Annotated in this window: 17 protein-coding genes; 8 read left to right on the top strand and 9 right to left on the bottom strand. The window is 60.8% G+C overall.

Features of this window, described 5'->3' with window-relative positions; all coding sequences use genetic code 11:
• Nucleotides 1-62: 62 nt before the first annotated feature.
• The 3 genes from JTJ32_RS13115 to nadC are packed head-to-tail and all read right to left on the bottom strand — an operon-like array spanning nucleotide 63 to nucleotide 3,361.
• Nucleotides 63-1,313 (bottom strand): VWA domain-containing protein, encoded by a 1,251-nt coding sequence (locus JTJ32_RS13115; protein ID WP_210042305.1) that lies wholly within the window; start codon nucleotides 1,311-1,313, stop codon nucleotides 63-65.
• A 53-nt stretch (nucleotides 1,314-1,366) separates the two neighbouring features.
• Nucleotides 1,367-2,455: an AIM24 family protein gene (locus JTJ32_RS13120; protein ID WP_210042306.1), complete on the bottom strand. Its 1,089-nt coding sequence runs from the start codon at nucleotides 2,453-2,455 to the stop codon at nucleotides 1,367-1,369.
• A 57-nt stretch (nucleotides 2,456-2,512) separates the two neighbouring features.
• Nucleotides 2,513-3,361: a carboxylating nicotinate-nucleotide diphosphorylase gene (gene nadC / locus JTJ32_RS13125; protein WP_099226363.1), complete on the bottom strand. Its 849-nt coding sequence runs from the start codon at nucleotides 3,359-3,361 to the stop codon at nucleotides 2,513-2,515.
• A 334-nt stretch (nucleotides 3,362-3,695) separates the two neighbouring features.
• Here nadC and JTJ32_RS13130 point away from each other — a divergent pair, with 334 nt between their 5' ends.
• The 3 genes from JTJ32_RS13130 (at nucleotide 3,696) to ampE (ending at nucleotide 7,502) form a co-directional block, all read left to right on the top strand.
• Nucleotides 3,696-5,936 (top strand): DUF1631 domain-containing protein, encoded by a 2,241-nt coding sequence (locus tag JTJ32_RS13130; protein WP_210042308.1) that lies wholly within the window; start codon nucleotides 3,696-3,698, stop codon nucleotides 5,934-5,936.
• A gap of 165 nt (nucleotides 5,937-6,101) precedes the next feature.
• The gene (gene ampD / locus JTJ32_RS13135; protein ID WP_099226361.1) at nucleotides 6,102-6,650 is read left to right on the top strand and encodes a 1,6-anhydro-N-acetylmuramyl-L-alanine amidase AmpD; all 549 of its coding nucleotides are present in this window, start codon (nucleotides 6,102-6,104) and stop codon (nucleotides 6,648-6,650) included.
• A 15-nt stretch (nucleotides 6,651-6,665) separates the two neighbouring features.
• Nucleotides 6,666-7,502, top strand: a complete 837-nt coding sequence (gene ampE, locus JTJ32_RS13140) for a regulatory signaling modulator protein AmpE (RefSeq protein ID WP_210042310.1) — start codon at nucleotides 6,666-6,668, stop codon at nucleotides 7,500-7,502.
• 7 nt (nucleotides 7,503-7,509) lie between these two features.
• On the opposite strand, the gene JTJ32_RS13145 is transcribed toward ampE, so the two are convergent.
• Together JTJ32_RS13145 and cra are read right to left on the bottom strand one after the other, a co-directional pair.
• Nucleotides 7,510-8,298: a TatD family hydrolase gene (locus JTJ32_RS13145; RefSeq protein WP_210042500.1), complete on the bottom strand. Its 789-nt coding sequence runs from the start codon at nucleotides 8,296-8,298 to the stop codon at nucleotides 7,510-7,512.
• Nucleotides 8,295-9,290: a catabolite repressor/activator gene (gene cra, locus JTJ32_RS13150; protein ID WP_184321257.1), complete on the bottom strand. Its 996-nt coding sequence runs from the start codon at nucleotides 9,288-9,290 to the stop codon at nucleotides 8,295-8,297. The genes JTJ32_RS13145 and cra overlap by 4 nt, the downstream gene beginning before the upstream one ends.
• Nucleotides 9,291-9,627: 337 nt before the next feature.
• Between cra and ptsP the strand changes: the two genes are divergently transcribed.
• From ptsP to JTJ32_RS13175, 5 genes are all read left to right on the top strand, one after another.
• Nucleotides 9,628-12,495: a phosphoenolpyruvate--protein phosphotransferase gene (gene ptsP, locus JTJ32_RS13155; protein WP_210042311.1), complete on the top strand. Its 2,868-nt coding sequence runs from the start codon at nucleotides 9,628-9,630 to the stop codon at nucleotides 12,493-12,495.
• On the top strand, nucleotides 12,495-13,436 hold the full coding sequence (pfkB, locus tag JTJ32_RS13160) for a 1-phosphofructokinase (RefSeq protein ID WP_210042312.1): 942 nt from the start codon (nucleotides 12,495-12,497) through the stop codon (nucleotides 13,434-13,436). The genes ptsP and pfkB overlap by 1 nt, the downstream gene beginning before the upstream one ends.
• A 12-nt stretch (nucleotides 13,437-13,448) precedes the next feature.
• Nucleotides 13,449-15,191, top strand: a complete 1,743-nt coding sequence (locus tag JTJ32_RS13165; RefSeq protein ID WP_210042313.1) for a PTS fructose-like transporter subunit IIB — start codon at nucleotides 13,449-13,451, stop codon at nucleotides 15,189-15,191.
• Between the two features lie 140 nt (nucleotides 15,192-15,331).
• Nucleotides 15,332-16,906 carry an alkaline phosphatase D family protein gene (locus tag JTJ32_RS13170; RefSeq protein WP_099226354.1) on the top strand — a complete coding sequence of 525 codons (1,575 nt, stop codon included), beginning with the start codon at nucleotides 15,332-15,334 and terminating at the stop codon, nucleotides 16,904-16,906.
• Nucleotides 16,907-17,000: 94 nt separating this feature from the next.
• Nucleotides 17,001-17,942, top strand: coding sequence for an AEC family transporter (locus JTJ32_RS13175; protein ID WP_099226353.1), 942 nt, complete (start codon nucleotides 17,001-17,003; stop codon nucleotides 17,940-17,942).
• A gap of 13 nt (nucleotides 17,943-17,955) precedes the next feature.
• On the opposite strand, the gene JTJ32_RS13180 is transcribed toward JTJ32_RS13175, so the two are convergent.
• The 4 genes from JTJ32_RS13180 to gatB all read right to left on the bottom strand — a co-directional run bounded on the left by JTJ32_RS13180 (nucleotide 17,956) and on the right by gatB (nucleotide 21,469).
• Nucleotides 17,956-18,339 carry a carboxymuconolactone decarboxylase family protein gene (locus JTJ32_RS13180; protein WP_210042314.1) on the bottom strand — a complete coding sequence of 128 codons (384 nt, stop codon included), beginning with the start codon at nucleotides 18,337-18,339 and terminating at the stop codon, nucleotides 17,956-17,958.
• Between the two features lie 40 nt (nucleotides 18,340-18,379).
• Nucleotides 18,380-19,411, bottom strand: coding sequence for a calcium/sodium antiporter (locus JTJ32_RS13185; RefSeq protein WP_210042315.1), 1,032 nt, complete (start codon nucleotides 19,409-19,411; stop codon nucleotides 18,380-18,382).
• A 53-nt stretch (nucleotides 19,412-19,464) separates the two neighbouring features.
• Nucleotides 19,465-19,836, bottom strand: coding sequence for a septal ring lytic transglycosylase RlpA family protein (locus JTJ32_RS13190; RefSeq protein WP_184321237.1), 372 nt, complete (start codon nucleotides 19,834-19,836; stop codon nucleotides 19,465-19,467).
• Nucleotides 19,837-20,023: 187 nt separating this feature from the next.
• On the bottom strand, nucleotides 20,024-21,469 hold the full coding sequence (gene gatB, locus JTJ32_RS13195; protein ID WP_210042316.1) for an Asp-tRNA(Asn)/Glu-tRNA(Gln) amidotransferase subunit GatB: 1,446 nt from the start codon (nucleotides 21,467-21,469) through the stop codon (nucleotides 20,024-20,026).
• Between the last annotated feature and the right edge of the window lie 9 nt (nucleotides 21,470-21,478).

The raw sequence follows: 21,478 nt of genomic DNA on the forward strand, positions 1-21,478 counted from the left end.
ATCGCCCACTAAAAACCCCCGCCAGCGATGGCGGGGGTTTTTTATTGGCGTTCTATCAGGTGTTACAGAATCCCCGCGCCCTTGGCTGTCTTGAGCCAGTCCGGGAATTCTTCCATCAGCAAGTCATACAGCTTTTCTTCCGGCACTTCGTCCAGTCGGTCAAGGGCGAAGAAATTGCAGTTGTCGACCACTCGACCGTCCATATCGTCGAGCTTTTCCAGAATCCCGTAACCGCGTCCACCAAGGCCAACGAACTGCCAGAAGATCGGCAGTCTGGCGGCTTCGACCATCAGTTTGCTGATCTCGCGATCCTGATGCACGCCACCGTCACTGATGAACAGAATATAAATCGGTGTCCTGTCACCTGACTGCTTGTAGTAGTCGATGACCTTGCGCATCGCCTTGGGCTCGTCGTTGACGCGAGCGCCCAACTCCCAGTTCTTCCATCCGCCGTGATCGGTCTTGATGAAGTCCTTGAAGTTGGTCAGCGTGACGGCCGACAGTTGCTGGGGTTTGGCACCGAACGCCCAGCAGTCCAGCGCGCCGTCGTCATCGAAGTGCACGGCAAGGGGAATCAGCCGATCCACCACTTCCTGTACGTGTCCACGGGTGTACTGAGGGTTCATGGAGCCCGATGCATCCAGCACCAGGCCGACCCGAGCCCTGGTGTTGGTCAGGTTTGCTTTTTCCAGGCTGACCTGCGCTTTCTTGGCAAGGCTCACCAGTTGAGGTGCCGCAGCGGCGATTTTCTTTTCCAGGGAGATTTTCGCGGGCGCAACGGGTGCAGCGGGTACAGGCGCGGGAGCCTCAGCAACCTCGCCACCAAAATGCACCACCAGCGCGTCGAGCCCGGCGTTGTAGCCCTGCAGGTTCGAAGCGATGCGCCACTCCCCGTTCTTGCGATAGATGTCCGCGACCATGATCGCCTTCTCGGCGGCGAAGGTCGCGCCGGAGAATTCGCATCGTGCGACCTCAATGCCGTTTTTCCTGATGCTGAACTGACTGGCCTGAATGTCGCTCATGGCGCCAGCGCCATCAATCGATGCGGTAAACACCAGGCGGTCGATGGAGGCGGGCAGGTTGGACAGTGCGAGTTGGAAGTCGCCGCCATTTACTTGCTTGACGCTGTTGCAGGGGCTGGCCGGCTGATTGAAGAAGATCATGTAGCGATCATCCGACAGCTTGCCGTTGGCATCGACGCCGAAACAGACATAGTCGATGACATGTGCCGACTTGATGTCGATGGACAGCGTAAGGTCAGTGTCTTGAATCAGTGTCGAAAGAGGGATGCGTTGACCTTGAGAGATAAGCATGTTTCTTCCTTGGCGATGAGGGCGCCCATGCGCCCTGGGTGACATGTTCGAGGTTAGCGTTCGCTTCTGCCCACGCCCGCAGGTCCGGCTGCCAGCATGCGCCCGGCCAGGCGCGAGAAAGGCAGGCTTTGCAGCCACACGGTGCCGGGGCCGGTGAGTCTGGCGAAGAACATGCCTTCGCCGCCGAACAGCATCGATTTGATGCCGCCGCCCACCATGCGGATGTCGTAATCGACCGTCTGGGTCATGGCCGCCAGACAGCCAGTGTCTACGTCCAGTCCTTCGCCGGCAGCCAGTTCGATCTTGCGCACGGTGCCGCCCATGTGCACGAATACCCAGCCGTCGCCTTCAAGTTTTTGCAGCACGAAGCCTTCGCCGCCAAACAGGCCGGTGAGGATTTTCTTCTGGAACTGGATGCCAATGGAGACGCCTTTGGCACCGGCCAGAAAGCTGTCTTTCTGGCAGATCAGCTTGCCGCCGAATTCGCCCAGATTCAGCGGAAGAATGGTGCCGGGGTAGGGGGCCGCGAACGCGACGCGACCTTTGCCGGAGCCCTGTTGCGAGAAGACGGTAGTGAACAGACTTTCGCCGGTCAGCATGCGTTTGCCTGCGCCGAACAGCGAGCCCAGCAGCCCCGATGACTGATGGCTGCCGTCGCCGAAGATGGTTTCCATCTGCACGTCACAGGTTTTGTACATCAATGCCCCGGCCTCGGCGACTGCGCTTTCACCGCGATCGAGTTCCAGTTCGACGAACTGGGTTTCCGTGCCGAACAACTTGAAGTCTACGCCATCGGTCGTGCTGCCCGAGCCGTAACCACCCGAGGCATTCGGGTCGGGTGTGAAGGACGGACGCTTAAGCGGCGCTCCGCTCTGTGGCGGTGCCGAAACGGTGGCGGGCGTTGCCTGTGCAGGCAGCGCCGAAGGCTTGGGCTGAATCATGTCCGGCGTCGGGTCGGGGAACGGCGTGACGCCATCCTTCTTCAGGGCGCGCACTTCTGCGACCTGATAAATGGGCTTCCAGTCCGCCATGCCCTGTTTCCAGCACCAGGCGCCCGGCGATTCGCGAGCGATGAGCCGCGCGGCCGCTGAATCCAGCGGGCCGAGTTGCTTGCCCGCGTTCATGACATACCAGTCTTCCAAGGCGTTTGCTCCTTCCGGCCTGATGAGTGATGAAAAATCGTAGTCGCGGGCGGGCTGTCAGATGCTCAGGCGCATTGACAGGTCCACGGCTTTGACGTCTTTGGTCATCGCGCCGATGGAAATGTAATCCACGCCGGTCTCGGCGATGACCCGCAGGGTGTCTTCGTTGATTCCCCCGCTGGCTTCGAGCTTGGCGCGGCCTGCGTTCAGTCGGACCGCTTCACGCATGTCATCCAGGCTCAGTTCGTCGAGCATGATGATGTCCGCTCCGGCATCCAGCGCCTGCTTGAGTTCGGCCAGGCTTTCCACCTCGACCTCCACCGGCTTGCCGGGCGCAATCCTGTGAGCGGCTTCGACGGACTGTGCAATACCGCCGCAGGCTGCGATGTGGTTTTCCTTGATCAGGAACGCATCGTACAGGCCGATGCGGTGGTTATGGCAGCCGCCACAGGTGACCGCATATTTCTGCGCCAGACGCAGGCCGGGCAGGGTCTTGCGCGTATCGAGCAGTTTGACCTGAGTGCCGGAAACCCTGTCTGCAAAGTACTGCGCCCGCGTGGCCACGCCTGACAGCAGCTGCAGAAAGTTGAGCGCACTGCGCTCGCCGGTCAGCAGCGAGCGGGCCGGGCCTTCCAGGTGAAACAGTGCCTGATCGGGGCTGACACGATCGCCGTCGCTGACCTGCCAATGCACGGCGACGCGAGGGTCCAGTTGACGGAAGACGGCATCGACCCAGGCGGTCCCTGCAATCACGGCAGCATCGCGCGAGATGATCGTGGCCTTGGCCAGTCGCTCTGCCGGGATCAGTTGGGCAGTAATGTCGCCGCTGCCGACGTCCTCAAGCAATGCGCGACGCACATTGGCTTCGATTTCGGCGGTCAGGGCGGCAAGGCGTAAATTCGGCATAGCGGGCTCCACTCACAAAGTCGAACGAGTATAAGGCACGGCTCTCGTGTAACCCACCCGTGCCAGGTGCGATGTCTGCCTGTCGAGACATGCTGTTGGTCGGTTTTGTAAAAAGCTTTGCGATGTAACGCAAAACACGCGGTCTACCCACGCATAGCGGTTCAGGTGCTCCGCCCTTTCGGGTGCGAAAGAGACTGCTGGCGTTGAATACATGTTTTGAAAGATAATCCGACCAGTATTTGACGTCAGAGCTTTGACGTGGCGCCTGACCATCGGAATCTTTTTCCAGATCAAGGTCTGTGCGAGGTTCAGGTAGTTTCCTGTAGAGGGTGTAATGCCGAACGACGAAAAAGTAGTGCCGTTGAGCAAGATGTCATCTGCGCTGGGGGCGAATGCACCTCTTGCCCGGCTGCCCGTTGTGTTGCTGCAAGTGCGCGACAAGGCCGCACAGCAACTCAAGGAAGCGCTGCAGGCGCTGTTCGACAATGCTGACGACACACTTTTCGAGATGGCCGACCGTGCCAGGAGCAACACCGAACAGGGCATCTTTTTCGAAGCGATGCGCGACCTTCGTCTCAAGCGTAAAAGCATAGAACGCGGCTTTCTCGACAAATTTTACGAGTCATTCCTCTCTCTGGGTCAGTACCGGATCACCGAGCCTGTCCTTCCTGCTGCGGTTTCGTTCGACAAGCTGGCACTGGTTCAGAACGACGATCTGGAGAAGACCGTTGCGGTCGATGCCATGGTCGCCAAGGTCATGAGCCGCGACAGTCTCGCGCTCGGTCAGCTTACGGCACGTCTCAATGCATTGTTGACTCAGCCGGTAACCGACGAAACCAATCCGGTCGGTCCGGCGGTCCTGTGTCGGCTCTTTCTTGAGGCCGCGCGCAATCTGGGTGTCGAGATCAAGGTCAAGCTGATCATTCTCAAGCTGTTCGAGCGTTACGTGCTCAGCAACACTGATCACCTCTACGGCGAGGCCAACCAGCTGCTGATTGCCACGGGTATTCTGCCCGACATGAAAGCGCTGCCGGCACGCCGCTCCTCTGATCGCCCGGCATCAAGGCCGATGGCCTCGGAACTGTCCGATCCTGCTCTGGCGCAGGCCGCCGACAAGCTCGACAAGGGCGTGCAGGAAGTATTTTCGGCGCTCCAGGAGCTGCTGCTGCAGGTGCGGGGCAGCCTCGCGCCACGCCACAAGCTCGATGATGACGTAAGACCGATCTCCAGCAAGGACCTGTTGCGCCTGCTTTCCCATTTGCAGCAGTACGTGCCTTCACAGGAAACCACCGACGAGTTCGATCTGCGCAACCAGTTGGAGCAGTTGCTGACGCGGGTCAGTGTCAGGAGCGGAAAATCCCGCAGCGTGGGCTCGGGCGACGAGGATGTCATCAACCTGATTGCGATGCTGTTCGAGTTCATCCTCGATGATCGCAACCTGCCGCCCTCACTGCGCGCCTTGATTGGGCGCCTGCAGATTCCAATGCTCAAGGTCGCGGTGCTCGACAAAAGCTTCTTCAGCCGTGGCAGCCATCCTGCCCGTCGTCTGCTCAACGAGATTGCCACTGCGGCGCTCGGTTGGGGTGGGCGTGATGATTACCAGCGCGATTCGCTCTACCTGCGCGTCGAGCATATCGTCCAGCGCCTGCTCAACGATTTTGTCGACGATCCGGCGATCTTCTCCGAGTTGCTGGCGGATTTTCTCGCGTTTACCAGCGACGAGCGTCGCCGTAGCGAACTGCTCGAGCAGCGTACCCGCGACGCCGAGGAAGGGCGGGCGCGAGCTGAACTGGCGCGTCAGCGTGTTCAGCAGGAGCTGAATCAGCGTCTGCTGGGCAAGACCCTGCCGGAGGCGGTAGTACGTCTGCTTCAGGAAGCCTGGAGCAAGGTGCTGTTGCTGACCTGCCTCAAGCACGGTGACGGCTCGGCTGAATGGCAGGCCGGACTGGCGACCATGGATGAGTTGGTCTGGAGCGTCGAACTGCATAACGATCCTGAGGCGCGTCAGCAATTGCTGGATCTGGTGCCCGGCCTGCTCAAGGCACTGCGCGACGGTCTGAGCAGTGCGGCATTCGATCCGTTTGCCACCAGCGAATTCTTCAGCCAGCTGGAATCGCTGCACGTGCAGGCATTCCAGCATTTTTCCCGCTTGCAGGACGCAGACGTCCAGACCGACCCGCCTTCCGTGTTGGTGGCCGAACGACCGACCATGATGGAAGTCATGGAAGAAATCGTTCTGATCGCGCCAGAGGAAGCAGGTCTGGCCGAGCCCGCCGTCCAGTTGCCCGCCGATGATGACGGTCTGCGCATGGTGGAGACGTTGCGCGTGGGGTGCTGGGTCGAGATCCAGGAAGACGAAGAGCACAAGCTGCGCTGCAAGCTGACCGCAATCGTCGAGCCGAGCGGGCGTTATGTCTTCGTCAACCGTACTGGCATGAAGGTACTGGAAAAGACTCGCATGGGCCTTGCTGTCGAGTTTCGTCGCGGCGCTGTGCGCGTTCTGGACGATGCGCTGCTGTTCGACCGGGCGCTGGAGTCCGTGATCAGCAACCTGCGCAAGCTCAAGGGCGCCTGATTCCTGCGACCCAGCCCGTTGCGGGCGGGCGTACCGTCGTCCTGTAGGGCTCGAGCTTCACGCCAAACAGCCATTTCTTATGGCATACAGGGCTGTTCAATTCCCACATCCTTTTTTATCGCGGGCATACTGAGCGCCATTCATGTGTCTGCTCAAGGAGCTTTCATGCAGCTCGATTGCGCCAGTGGCTGGTGCCAGGGTGTTGAGCACTGCCCTTCGCCCAACTTCAATTCGCGTCCCGAGGGCGAAATCTCGTTGCTGGTGATCCACAACATCAGCCTGCCGCCTGCTCAGTTCAAGACCGGTAAGGTTCAGGCGTTCTTCCAGAATCAGCTGGACACCACCGAGCATCCTTACTTCGAAGGCATTGCCCATCTGACGGTTTCAGCTCATTTTCTGATTGAACGTGATGGCGACGTCATTCAGTTCGTCTCTTGCCTTGATCGGGCGTGGCACGCAGGCGTTTCCAGTTTTCAGGGACGTGAAGGCTGCAATGATTTCTCCATCGGCATCGAGCTTGAAGGGACGGATGACCAGCCTTTCACCGATGCGCAGTACGCCGCGTTGATCGAATTGACACGCCAGTTGCAACGGGCCTTTACCGCCATCACCCTTGAGCGTATTTGTGGCCACAGTGACATAGCGCCGGGACGCAAGACCGATCCGGGGCCCTGTTTTGACTGGGGCAGATTTCAAGCGGCTTTGCAGGATTGAAGTGAGGGACGAGCAATGAGTTTTCTGGTGTTACTGCTGGCTGTTCTGGTGGAGAAGTTTTCTGCGCTGCGTCAGCGCGTGCAGCGTGATGGTCCTTTTCTGAAGCAGATGGCGCGACTTGAAGCCGGGCCGCGAACCGCGTTGCGACCCTGGCTGATCCTGGCCCTGTTGGTGCTGTTGCCGGTTGTCGTGCTGCAACTGGTGCTGACTGTCGTGGGGTCGGTGGCCTACGGCTGGCTGGCCCTGCCGATTCATCTGCTGGTGCTGATCTACAGCCTGGGGCGTGGCGATCTTATTGCGGCCCTGGGTCCGTTTCGTGATGCCTGTCGGCGCGGCGATGCCCAGGCGGCCGTGCATGTTGCCGAGCGGGACATGGGCGTGCAGGCCGATGACAGTCAGCAACTGCTGCAGGGCGTGCAGAGCTACATGCTCTGGCAGGCTCATCAGAGTTTCTTCGCGGTCATCTTCTGGTATTTCCTGTTGGGCCCGGTGGCGGCGCTGGCGTATCGCCTGCTGGCACTTGCCGCCGAACACGGTACCACTCCGGCACTGGTCGAGCGGGCCGCGCAATTGCGTCACGCTTTCGACTGGGTGCCGGTCAGGTTGCTGGCGGCCAGCTTCGCTCTGGTGGGTAATTTCGTGGCGGTCAGCCGCCTGATGCTGCACGAGCTGCTCAACTGGAACATCAGCGCAGCGCAACTGATCACGCGTATCGGATGCGCGGCCAGTGAGGTTCCTTCGCCGGTATTGGGTGCCGAGGGTGTCAGCAGTCTCGATATGCTCTGGGAGTTGCTGATCCGTGCCGCCATCGTGTGGTATGCGGGTTTTGCACTGTGGACGCTGCTGGTCTGATGAGGCCTTAACGTGGCCAGCCGAACAGGTCGTGCGCGTTTCGCGTACTGGCCTGAGCCAGGTGCTCCGGGCTGACGTTCATCAACGCGGCCAGCGCGGTGCAGATGTTGGGCAAATGCTCGGGGCTGTTGCGCTGATTGGGAAACATGGCGGGCGCCATGTCCGGCGAGTCCGTTTCAAGCACCACGCTGTCCAGCGGCAGTTCGGCAATGACCCGGTGCATGCGCAATGCCTGAGGCCAGGTCGCTGCGCCACCCAGACCCAGCTTGAAACCCAGTTTGATGTATTCCCGCGCTTCTTCCCGGCTGCCTGCAAAGGCATGAATGACACCGCTGCGCTTGAGCGTGTGACGCTTGAGTGTTGCGATCACATCGGCGTGGCTGCGCCTCACATGCAGCAAGACGGGTAGGTCGAATTCAGCCGCCAGTTGTAACTGCGCCTCGAAGACCTGCTGCTGGCGCGCCTTGTCCAGACCTTCAACGTAATAATCCAGCCCGATTTCGCCTACTGCGCAAAGCTGAGGATGGCCCTTGTGGCGCGTCAGCCAGTCGCCCAGTTCCGTCAGGTGCTCGGGTCGGTGTTCGTCGATGTAGACCGGGTGCAGCCCGAAGGCCGCGTGCAGCGCCGGATTTTCGAGGGTCAGGTCCCACAGTCGCTGCCAGTTACGTTGGTAGACACCGAGTACGACCATGCGCTGCACACCCAGCGACCGACAGCGATCCAGAACCTGCCTGCGATCTGCGTCGAAGTCCGGAAAATCCAGGTGGGTGTGGGTGTCGATCAGCGCCATGCTTATTCCTTGTGAATGCGTTGCTTGAAGGTGCGCACGATGGCATGCACGCCGGGCTGATATTCATTTTTCTGAATGGCTGCCAGCGCCAGTTGCAGAGCCGTTTCGGCAATTTTCTGATGCTGCTGCGCCATGGCGTTGACCGGAAGCGGCAGGAAATCCAGCAACTGGGTGTCACCGAAAGTGCCCAGGTGAAGCGAGGTGGAGTTCAGCGTCTGGCTTTGCAGAACGTCGAACACACCTTGCAGCAATACATACGAGGTGGTGATGAGCGCATCAGGGAAATGTCCGAGACGCTGCAGCATTTCCGACATCAAGCGCTGGCCGCACTGTCTGCTGAACGCTTCGCCATGTTCCACGATGGTGGTTCCGGCAAAGCCATTGAGAGCATGTTCGAAGCCGGCCGCACGGGCACGACTGATGCTCAACTCCGGCCGAGCGCCGAGCAGGGCGATGTGCCGAGGGTTGGTTTCCAGCAGGCTGTGGGTCAGTTGCAGGCTGGCGTCATGATCGTCGCTGACCACCGAGCAGAAAAACTCCGGGTTCATTTCCCGGTCGATGGCGATGATCGGCAGGCCCTTGAGCTGCAGTTCGCGATAGCTGTCATCACTGGGCGGCAGGCAGCTGGCGACCAGTAACGCATCGCAGCGGCGTGCGCGAAATACCTGCAGCAATTGCAGTTCACTGACGGGGTCATCATCGGAACTGGCGATCAGCAACTGATAGCCCAGTGCCCGCGCGCCTTGCTCCAGCAACTTGGCAATGCGTGCATAACTGGGGTTTTCCAGATCCGGCAGGATAAAGCCCAGCGTCTTGCTGTGCCGACTGCGCAAGCCTGCTGCTTGTGGGTTGGGTCGAAAGTCATGTTCTTCCACCACGGCCCGCACTCGCTCGACCGTGGCGGGGCTGATGCGCTGTTGTTCAGCCTTGCCGTTGATCACGTAACTGGCCGTGGTGACGGAAACACCTGCCAGACGCGCAATATCGCTCAGTTTCACCGCAAATTTCCTTTTGTTATTGGCGTGGCTTACGACAGTCGAAAACTTTTTGTATGACGGTCATCTTTACACGATACCGTGGCACAACCCCAACTACTGCAAGTATTTTGGGACTTCTCCTACAGGATCGGACCGACTGGGCTTCAATGAATCCACAGAATCGAGTAACGTGCCGAGCAATTGTAGATTAAACGTTTCAGCAGTCGCATTGTCTGCTGCAATCGAGATGAAAGCGATGTCCGATGGATAGCACTTCATCCCCCAAGCTGTCGATCGAGTCGATCGTCATTAAAACAAGAATCAGGTGGCGCCTTGGCGCTGCACAGGAGTCAAGGCAATGCTCGAACTCACTCTGGAGCAAATATCCATGGCCCAGTCGGCTGTGGATAAAAATGCCGCACTTGAATTGATTGCCGACCACCTGGTCGCTGATGGTCTGGTTGCAGAAGGCTATCTCACCGGGTTGATGAATCGCGAACAACAGGGTTCCACGTTTCTCGGTCAGGGCATCGCCATCCCTCACGGGACCCCTGAAACCCGCGACCTCGTATCCACCACCGGCGTACGCCTGATGCAGTTCCCCGAAGGGGTGGACTGGGGCGACGGTCAGATGGTCTATCTGGCCATCGGCATCGCAGCCAAGTCCGACGAGCACCTGCGCCTGCTGCAACTGCTGACCCGCGCGCTGGGCGAAGAAGACCTCGGTCAGGCCCTGCGTGAGGCGCAGACGCCCGAAGACCTGCTCAAGCTCCTGCAGGGTGCACCTCAGGAGCTGGCGCTTGACGCACAAATGATCAGCCTGGGCGTGTCGGCGGATGATTTCGAAGAGCTGGTTTGGCGCGGCGCCCGCCTGCTGCGCAAGGCTGACTGTGTGAGTAACGGCTTTGCCGCCGTGCTGCAGCAAGTCGAAGCCCTGTCGCTGGGCGATGGCCTGTGGTGGCTGCACAGCGAGCAGACCGTCAAGCGTCCTGGTCTTGCATTCGTTACACCCGACAAACCTATTCGCTATCTGGGCCAGCCGCTGACAGGCCTGTTTTGTCTGGCCAGTCTCGGTGAGGCTCATCAGGCCTTGCTTGAGCGCTTGTGCCTTTTGTTGATCGAAGGCCGTGGCCACGAACTGGGTCATGCCACCAACAGCCGTGTGGTGCTGCAGGCCCTGGGCGGCGAATTGCCCGCCGAGTGGCCGACCCGGCAAATCAAGCTGGCCAACGCCCATGGCCTGCACGCCCGTCCGGCGAAGATCCTTGCGCAACTGGCCAAGGAGTTCGACGGCGAGATTCGTGTGCGTATCGTGGAAACCGGCGATACCGCTGTCTCGGCCAAGAGCCTGAGCAAACTGCTCAGCCTGGGGGCTCGTCGTGGTCAGACGCTGGAATTCATCGCTGAACCGACCATCGCTTCCGACGCGCTGCCTGCGCTGCTTGCAGCTGTGGAGCAGGGGTTGGGCGAAGAAGTCGAGCCGCTTCCGGTTGTGTCCGAAACCCAGGTTGCACCCGCTCCCGCCGCCGTTGTCAGGCCCGTCAATGCACCGGCCGCAGGCAGCGTGCTGCAGGCTGTTCCTGCCTCGCCCGGCATCGCCATGGGCCCCGCGCACGTTCAAGTTTTGCAGGCGTTTGAGTACCCACAGCAAGGCGAGTCTGTCGCTGCTGAGCGCGAGCGCCTGCAACAGGCGCTGGCCGAAGTACGCCGCGACATCGAAAACCTGATCCAGCGCAGCAAGTCCAAGGCCATCCGCGAAATCTTCATCACCCACCAGGAGATGCTTGATGACCCGGAGCTTACCCGCGAAGTGGAGCTGCGCCTGAACAAGAACGAAAGCGCTGCCGCTGCCTGGGCAAGCGTGATCGAAGCGGCTGCCGTTCAGCAGGAACAATTGCAGGATGCCTTGCTGGCCGAGCGTGCAGCGGACCTGCGCGACGTTGGTCGTCGCGTGCTGGCGCAGATATGTGGCGTCGAAACCATCGCCGCCCCGGACGAACCCTACATTCTGGTGATGGACGAAGTCGGTCCGTCCGACGTGGCGCGTCTGGACCCGGCGCAAGTCGCGGGCATTCTGACCGCACGCGGCGGCGCGACCGCGCACAGCGCCATTGTTGCCCGCGCGCTGGGTATTCCCGCGCTGGTCGGTGCCGGTGAAGAAGTGCTGCTGCTCAAGCCGGGTACCGTATTGCTGCTGGACAGCCAGCGCGGCCGTCTGACGGTTGCGCCGGACGAAATCACCTTGCAGCGCGCGGTTCAAGACCGGGATGCCCGCGAGCAGCGCCTCAAGGAAGCCGCCGCGTTGCGCATGGAGCCAGCGGTGACTCGCGACGGTCACGCGGTTGAAGTGTTCGCCAACATCGGCGACAGCACCGGCACGCCGGCAGCAGTGGAGCAGGGCGCGGAAGGCGTCGGCCTGCTGCGCACCGAGTTGCTGTTCATGGCGCACTCGCAGGCGCCGGACGAAGCGACGCAGGAAGCCGAATACCGCCGCGTACTCGAAGACCTGGGCGGACGTCCGCTGGTGGTGCGTACGCTGGATGTCGGTGGTGACAAGCCGCTGCCGTACTGGCCCATCGATAAGGAAGAGAACCCTTTCCTCGGAGTGCGTGGCATCCGTCTGACCTTGCAGCGTCCCGATGTAATGGAAAGCCAGCTTCGTGCATTGCTGCGAGCGGCCAACAGCGGGCCGCTGCGGATCATGTTCCCGATGGTCGGGACCGTTGAAGAGTGGCGTCAGGCGCGAGACATGACACAGCGTCTGCGCGAAGACATTCCGGTCAGCGACCTGCAACTGGGGATCATGATCGAAGTGCCATCCGCCGCGCTGATCGCGCCTGTGCTGGCCAGAGAGGTCGACTTCTTCAGCATCGGCACCAACGATCTCACTCAATACACCATGGCCATCGACCGCGGTCACCCCACCCTGTCGGCTCAGGCCGATGGTTTGCACCCCTCGGTGCTGCAACTGATCGACATGACCGTGCGCGCCGCGCATGCCAATGGCAAGTGGGTGGGCGTTTGCGGCGAGCTGGCGGCAGATCCGCTGGCAGTGCCGGTGCTGGTCGGCCTGGGTGTTGATGAGTTGAGCGTTTCAGCGCGCAGTATTGGCGAGGTCAAAGCCTGTGTTCGTGAACTGACGCTGAGCACCGCTCGGCAACTGGCGCAAAATGCGCTCACAGTGGGCAGCGCCGCTGAAGTACGTGCGCTCGTGGAGGCCTTGTAATGGCAAAGATTCTCACTCTGACCATGAACCCGGCGCTCGATTTGACAGTGCAGTTGGGTCAGATCGAACTGGGCCAGGTCAATCGCAGCAATGCGATGTTGACTCATGCTGCTGGCAAGGGCCTGAACGTGGCGCAGGTATTGGCTGACCTTGGGCATGACCTGACCGTCGCCGGTTTTCTGGGCATCGACAATCAGCAGGCGTTCGAAGCGTTGTTCGAGCGTCGCGGCTTTGTCGACGAGTTCGTGCGCGTGCCCGGCGAAACCCGCAGTAATATCAAACTGGCTGAAGGCAACGGTCGTATCACCGACCTGAACGGCCCGGGCCCGCAGGTCAGCGACGAAGCGCAGCAGGCACTGTTCGTCCGCGTGCAGCAGATTGCCTCGGACTTTGATGTGGTGGTCGTTGCGGGCAGTCTGCCACGTGGCGTGACGCCTGAATGGCTGCAAAAACTGTTGGTGATGCTCAAGGACCTGGGCCTGAAAGTCGCTCTGGACAGCAGCGGTCTTGCCCTGCGTGCCGGTCTGGCAGCAGGCCCGTGGCTGATCAAACCCAATACTGAAGAGCTGGCTGATGCGCTGGACGCGCCAATCATCTCCATCGCCGCTCAGGCCGAAGTGGCGGCGCGTCTGCACACGCAAGGCATAGAGCATGTAGTGATTTCACAGGGTTCGGAAGGTGTGCACTGGTTCAGCCCGAATCTGGCGCTGCACTCGCTGCCACCCAAGGTCACTGTGGCCAGCACCGTGGGTGCGGGCGACTCACTGCTGGCGGGCATGGTTCACGGCCTGATCAGCGGCGATGGGCCGCACACGACACTGCGCACCGCCACGGCGATCGCTGCCATGGCCGTTACCCAGATCGGTTTCGGCATCACCGATACCGCGCAACTCAAACGGCTCGAAGGCGGCGTCTCCGTGCGCAACCTGACAGAACAATAAGAGAGGATCGTCATGAAGTTAGCCATAGTAACGGCCTGCCCGAACGGCAAGGTCAGCAGCGTACTCAGTGCACGATTGCTCGAAGCGGCTGCGATGCGTCAGGGCTGGGAAACCAGCGTCGAGATCATCGACCCCAACAAGCCGGATCGACAACTGTCGGCCCAGGACATCGAGGCCGCCGACCTGGTGCTGGTCGTCAACACCGGGCCTGTGGACCTGAGTCGTTTTGTCGGCAAGCGCCTGTTTCAGGATTCTCCGTCTCACGCCTTGCAGGATGTCGATGGCTTCCTGCAACGCGCCGACAAGGAAGCACAGGTTCACGTTGCACAAGAGGCCGCCGAGCCTGAAGCGGCAGGCAGTGCCGGTGGTCAGCCGCGTATTGTCGCGATCACCGCGTGCCCGACGGGTGTGGCGCATACGTTCATGGCCGCCGAAGCCATCCAGCAGGCCGCAAAACGTTTGAACTATGACCTGCAGGTCGAGACCCAGGGCTCGGTCGGCGCTCGCAATCCGCTGAGTCCGCAGGCCATTGCGGACGCTGATGTGGTGTTGCTGGCAGCGGATATCGAGGTCAACACCGATCGTTTTGTCGGCAAGAAAATCTATCGTTGCGGCACAGGCATCGCGCTCAAGCAGTCCGACGCCACGCTGAAGAAAGCGCTGGCAGAAGGTCAGGTCGAATCCGACGCAGCGGCGGCCAAGTCGCCTGCAAGGCAGGAGAAGACCGGTGTTTACAAGCACCTGCTGACCGGCGTGTCGTTCATGCTGCCGATGGTCGTAGCCGGCGGTCTGCTGATTGCGCTGTCGTTCGTGTTCGGCATCACGGCGTTCAAGGAGCAGGGCACGCTGGCGGCTGCGTTGATGCAGATCGGGGGTGAAGCAGCGTTCAAACTGATGGTGCCGTTGCTGGCCGGTTACATTGCATACTCCATCGCTGACCGTCCGGGCCTTGCGCCGGGCATGATCGGCGGCTTGCTGGCGAGCACGCTGGGTGCCGGTTTCATCGGCGGTATCGTGGCAGGCTTTCTGGCGGGCTACAGCGCCGCAGCGATCAATCGCTACGCACGCCTGCCCGCCAGTGTCGAAGCGCTCAAGCCAATCCTGATCATCCCGTTGCTGTCTAGCCTGTTCACCGGTCTGGTGATGATCTATGTGGTCGGCAAGCCAGTTGCAGGCATGCTCGAAGCCCTGACCCAGTTCCTCGACAGCATGGGGACCACCAACGCCATTCTGTTGGGTGTGGTGCTGGGTGCGATGATGTGTGTTGACCTGGGTGGGCCGATCAACAAGGCGTCTTATGCATTCTCGGTTGGCCTGCTGGCCTCGCAGAGCTACGCGCCAATGGCCACTGCGATGGCCGCGGGCATGGTTCCACCCATCGGCATGGGCATTGCCACGATTCTGGCGCGTCGCAAGTTCGCCCAGAGTGAGCGAGAGGCAGGCAAGGCCGCGTTTGTACTGGGGTTGTGCTTCATCTCCGAGGGTGCGATTCCGTTCGCGGCCAAGGACCCGTTGCGCGTGATTCCGGCGAGCGTCGTTGGTGGAGCGCTGACCGGCGCGCTGTCGATGTACTTCGGCTGCAAACTCATGGCCCCGCACGGCGGCCTGTTCGTCATGCTGATCCCCAACGCCATCAACCATGCGCTGCTGTATCTGTTGGCAATCGCAGTAGGCAGCGTGGTGACGGGCGTGGTGTATGCGGTGCTCAAGCGGCCGGAAGCCGTCGAACTGGATGTCGCCCCGGCCAGCGCTTGAAGCCCTGAAGATGATGGCTGCCACGCTCCGGCGTGGTAGCCCGTTCTTGCCGCTCTGCGTCCGCTGATCGGCATCACTGTCACACTCCCCCAACATTCCCCTGCTAGGTTGCTCTTTTGCCTGTCTGCGAGGGGATTACCGTGAGCCAGTTCGATCTCAAGCGTCGTCGTGTCATTCAGGCCGTCGGGGCCGGGTTGTTGTTGCCGGGGCTTGCGCCGGCGGTCATTGCGTCGGTGCAGGATCGCCCGAAGATGACTGACGGTGTGCAGTCGGGCGATGTGCTGGGCGACCGCGCAATGGTCTGGAGTCGAAGCGACCGCCCTTCGCGCATGATTGTCGAGTGGGACACGCGCAGCATGTTCACTCAGCCCCGGCGTGTGGTGTCGGCGCTGGCCGATCAACGTACTGATTTCACCGCTCGCGTCGAGCTCACCGGTTTGCCGGTGGATCAAACGATTTTCTATCGCGTGTCGTTCGAAGATGCGCAGAGCGGTGTTGCCAGCGAACCCTGGTTCGGCCATTTGCGCAGCATGCCGCAACAGCGTCGCAATATTCGCTTTGTGTGGAGCGGTGACACGGTCGGGCAGGGCTTCGGTATCAACCCGGACGTGGGTGGCATGCGCATCTACGAGGCCATGCGCCTGCGCCTGCCGGACTTTTTTATCCACAGCGGCGACACCATTTACGCCGACGGCCCGGTCCCGGCACAGATGACGGTCGAGGATGGGCGCATCTGGCGCAACCTCACCACCGAGGCGAAAAGCAAAGTCGCCGAAACGCTGGACGAATACCGCGGCAATTATCGTTACAACCTGATGGATGAAAACCTGCGCCGATTCAACGCCGAGGTGCCGCAGATCTGGCAATGGGACGACCACGAAGTGACCAATAACTGGTCGCCAAGCAAACAGCTGGATGACCGTTACAAGGTCAAGGACATTCAACTGCTGTCCTCTCGCGCCCGTCAGGCCTATCTGGAATACGCGCCGCTGCGTCTGCAGGAAGCCGACAACGGCGGGCGGATCTATCGCAAGATTCCCTACGGTCCGATGCTGGATGTGTTCGTTCTGGACATGCGCAGCTATCGCGATGGCAACGATGCCAATCTGGCCGACAAGCCGGGTCCAACCACGGCCTTCCTCGGGCGCGAACAGCTGGACTGGCTCAAGCGCGAACTCAAGGGGTCGAGGGCACAATGGAAAATCATCGCCGCCGACATGCCGGTCGGCCTCGGCGTGCCGGACGGCGAAGTGAGCCCCGGCGTTGCGCGCTGGGAAGCGATTGCCAATGGCAACGACGGCCCTGCGCTGGGGCGTGAGCTGGAGGTCGCTGAGTTGTTGGCGTATCTGCACGCGCAGAAGATTCGCGACTGCGTGTGGCTGACGGCCGACGTGCATTACTGCGCCGCGCATCACTACCAGCCGGATCGTGCGGTGTTTCAGGACTTCGACCCGTTCTGGGAGTTTGTCGCAGGGCCATTGAACGCAGGCAGCTTCGGGCCAAACGTATTGGACAAGACCTTTGGTCCCGAGCTGGTGTTTCAGAAAGCCCCGCCCGCGCAGAACACTTCACCGTTCGCCGGTTTCCAGTTTTTCGGCGAAGTGAATATCGATGGTCAAAGCGGCGAAATGACCGTAAACCTGCGCGACCTGGATGGCGTGTCGGTGTTCGAGCGTAAATTGCAGCCGGTGGTGGAGGTCAGTCGTCTCGTCTGACGCCTCGCACCGGCGGTTTTCCGAAAATCCTTGCAACACACCCGGTATGGGTGGCTTATCATTAGCTACCTATCGACGGGACCGGGTGCGTTGCATGCTGGCTATCTTTCTTGAAACACTGAACATCACCGCCCCGGTGTTCGCCATGCTGTTTCTTGGCGTGTTCCTCAAGCGCATTCGTGCAATCAACGATGCGTTCATCGTTGCCGCATCGGGGCTGGTGTTTAACGTCACGATGCCTGCGCTGCTGTTTCTGGGCATCATTCACGCCGATCTGCGCGCAGCGCTGCAACCCAGACTGCTGATCTTTTTTGGTGTCGCCACGCTTCTGAGTTTCGCGGCCACTTGGGGTTGGGCCATCTGGCGCTGCCCGCATGAAGATCGCGGGGTCTATGTCCAGGGCGCATTTCGTGGCAACAACGGGGTAATCGGTCTGGCGCTGGCCGCCAGCATGTATGGCTCTTACGGCATTTCCCTGGGCGCGATTCTCGCGGCGCTGGTCATCGTCTTTTACAACACGCTGTCCACTGTGGTGCTCGCGGTCTACAGCCCGGTGATCAAATCCGACCCGTGGAGTGTGTTCAAGAGCGTGCTGGCCAACCCGCTGATCATCAGCGTGCTCGTCGCCTCGCCGTTCGCCTACTTCAGCATCGGCCTGCCCAAGTGGCTGGAGACTTCCGGCTCTCTTCTGGCGCAGATGACTTTGCCGCTGGCGCTGATCTGTATCGGTGGCACGCTGTCGCTGGCCTCGCTGCGCAAGAGCGGAAAACTGGCGGTCAGCGCCAGTCTGGTGAAGATGGTCTGGCTGCCGGTGCTGTGCACCTTCGCGGCGTGGCTGGTGGGCTTTCGCGGTGCGGAACTGGGGATTCTGTTTTTATACTTCGGCAGCCCGACGGCCGCCGCCAGCTACATCATGGCGCGCACCGCCAATGGCAACTATGAGCTGGCTGCGGCAATCATTGTGCTCACGACGCTGGCCGCCGCCGTGACGACCAACATCGGGATATTCGTTCTGCAGTGGGGCGGTTGGATCTAGCCGCTTTACGGCGTCATTCAAGCTTCACGTAGCTGTCGATCACTTCCTGCGCGGCGCGGAAAGCTTCGATGGCAGCCGGTACGCCTGCGTACACGGCGCAGTGCAGCAGCGCTTCGCGAATCTCTTCCACCGTGCAGCCATTATTCAGCGCGCCCCGTACATGGCCCTTCAGTTCCTGCGAGCATTTGAGAGCGGTCAGGGTCGCTAGGGTGATCAGGCTGCGGGTTTTCAGCGGCAGGCCTTCCCGGCTCCAGACGCTGCCCCACGCGTGCTCGTTGACGAAGTCCTGCAACGGCTGGCTGAAGTCGGTAGCGTTGCCCAGTGCGCGGTCAACGTAGGCATCGCCCATCACCTGGCGACGAATCTGCTCGCCATCGCTGATCGTTTTGTCTGTCATGGCATTTCTCCTGTGGCGTTTGTGGGCGGACGTCTGTGAGTCAGTGCTGCCGTCGCCATGCGCGAACCACGCCAAAGGCAACGATAACCCCGAGCAGCGGCACAATGAACCTGAGCATCATGCCTTCAAGTCGTTCGGCCAGCAGCATGCCGGTGCTGATCGATACGATATGCAGGCCGTAGGTCAGGTACAGCGACAACAGAAACAGGCCTTCGATGCGGTCTATCCGGTAGCCGGAATAGAACAGCGGCACGCACAGCACTGCGACGCCCAGCATGATCGGCAGGTCGAAAACCAGTGCGTTGGGCGAAATGGTCAGCGGCACCGGCGCGACCAGCGCGGTCAGCCCCAGCACACCGAGCAGATTGAACAGGTTGCTGCCGATCACGTTACCCACGGCAATGTCACGCTCGCCACGCATTGCTGCGATCAGCGAAGTCATGAGGGCGGGTAGCGAGGTGCCGATGGCGATCACCGTCAGGCCGATGATGCGCTCGGACAGCCCCAGGTTGATGGCGATCACGACTGATGCGTCAACCAGCAGGTGCCCGCCTGACGTCAACAGCAGCAAGCCGCCTGCAAGCATGGCGATACGCGTCAGGGTGCGTGGCTTTTCTATCGTTTCTGCGTGGCCGTGGCGAGGTACGTGGCCGCCCTGACGAACCACGACGAACAGGCAGGCCAGCAGACCCGCGATCAGCAGGACGCCGTCGAGCTTACTGAACTCACCGGTCAATGACAGGGCGATCACCAGCAGGCAGGCGCCGATCATGAGTGGAATGTCGACACGCAGTACCTGGCGCGCCACCCGCAGCGGAGTCACCAGCGCGCACAGGCCCAGAATGACCAGTACGTTGAAGATGTTGCCGCCGATCACGCTGCCCACGGCGATGTCGGTGTTGTCGGAGAATGCGGCCTGCAGGCTGACCGCCATTTGCGGTGCGCTGGTGCCCATCGCCACGACGGTCAGGCCAATGATCAGAGGTCTGATCTTGAACAGGGCTGCAAGGTGGACGGCTGATCGAACCGACAGCTCAGCGCCAATCAGCAGCAAAAGAAGGCCGAAGACCAACTGGATCAGGGCAGGGGCGGGCAGTGTCGATAGCTGGAGAATTGCGGGCGTCCTTAGTCGAGGGCCTGAATGCGTACGGGGGCGGTGCCGCTGCGCAGCATACCCAGTTGTTCGGCTGCCTTGCGAGACACATCGATCAATCGACCCCGGGTATGCGGGCCGCGATCGTTGATGCGCACAACGACGGATTCATCATTGTCGAGATTGGTCACTTTGACACGCGTGCCGAAGGGCAGTCGTCGGTGAGCGGCGGTCAAGGCGTTTTGGTTGAAAGGTTCGCCGCTGGCAGTGCGGTTGCCGTGATGCTGCGAGCCGTAATACGAGGCGCGTCCGGTTTCGTCGTAACCGTGGGGGTCGATGAGGCTGTTGCTGGAGCAACCGGCCAGTAAGGTCAGCAGACTGCAGGCGGAGAGAAGTCGGCGCATGGGTCGGGTCCTGAGTGCCTGTGGGTGAGCGCGGCTGTAACGCAATTCCATGTGGCCCGGCTATTTGTCGGAGGCGGCTTGCCGGCGAAGGCGTCAGGCCAGTCACCAGGTTGTCGCCTGAAAGATGCATCGCCGGCAAGCCGCCTCCCACAATCTGTGCGAGGCGGCTGCGCATCTTTCGCAGGTATCAACCTTCCAGCTTGGCCTTGAGCAGTTCGTTCACCTGCTGCGGGTTGGCTTTGCCTTTGGAGGCTTTCATCGCCTGGCCGACGAAGAAACCGAACATCTTGCCGCGTTTCGCTTCGTCTGCGGCGCGGTACTGTTCGACCTGTTCGGCGTTGGCAGCGAGCATCTCGTCCAGCATCGACTCGATGGCGCCGCTGTCAGTCACCTGCTTCAGGCCGCGTTTCTCGATGACTTCATCGGCACTGCCTTCGCCATTGGCCATCGCTTCGAACACCATCTTGGCAATCTTGCCCGAGATCGTGTTGTCAGTGATGCGCTTGAGCATGCCACCCAGTTGTTCGGCGCTGACCGGCGACTGCTCGATCTCGACACCTTGCTTGTTCAGCAGGCTGCCCAGTTCGACCATGACCCAGTTGGCGGCCAGTTTGGCGTCGCCGCTGATGTGGACCACCTGTTCGAAATAGTCCGCCTGCTCGCGACTGGAAGCCAGCACGCTGGCGTCGTAGGTCGACAGGCCGAACTGGCTCTGGAAGCGTTCGCGTTTCTGCGGCGGCAATTCCGGCAGGGTGGCGCGGGTTTCTTCCAGAAACGAGTCTTCGATGATCACCGGCAGCAGGTCAGGGTCGGGGAAGTAACGGTAGTCGTTGGCTTCTTCCTTGCTGCGCATGGCGCGGGTTTCGTTGGTGTTCGGGTCATACAGGCGGGTTTGCTGGATAACCTTGCCACCGTCTTCGATCAGGTCGATCTGGCGCTGGATCTCGCTGTTGATCGCCTTCTCGATGAAGCGGAACGAGTTGACGTTCTTGATCTCGCAGCGGGTACCGAACTCGACCTGACCTTTCGGGCGGATCGACACGTTGCAGTCGCAGCGCAGCGAGCCTTCAGCCATGTTGCCGTCGCAGATGCCCAAGTAGCGAACCATCGCATGGATCGCCTTGACGTAAGCCACGGCTTCCTTGGCGCTGCGCATGTCCGGCTCGGAAACGATTTCCAGCAGCGGCGTACCGGCACGGTTCAGGTCGATGCCGGTCATGCCCTGAAAATCTTCGTGCAGGCTTTTGCCCGCGTCTTCTTCAAGGTGCGCGCGCGTGATGCCGATGCGCTTGACCGTGCCGTCTTCCAGGGTGATGTCCAGGTGGCCCTTGCCGACGATAGGCAGTTCCATCTGGCTGATCTGATAGCCCTTGGGCAGGTCAGGGTAGAAGTAATTTTTGCGGGCGAACACGTTGTGCTGGCCGATTTCAGCATCCACCGCCAGGCCGAACTTGACGGCCATGCGCACGGCTTCCTTGTTCAGGACCGGCAATACGCCCGGCATGCCCAGATCGACGAGGCTGGCCTGGGTATTAGGCTCGGAACCGAACGTCGTGGAGCTGCCGGAAAAAATCTTCGATTGGGTCGAAAGCTGGGTATGAATCTCCAGCCCGATGACGACTTCCCATTGCATGTGTTTCTC

The organism is Pseudomonas alliivorans (assembly GCF_017826695.1).
In the GTDB taxonomy this organism is placed as follows: Bacteria; Pseudomonadota; Gammaproteobacteria; order Pseudomonadales; family Pseudomonadaceae; genus Aquipseudomonas; species Aquipseudomonas alliivorans.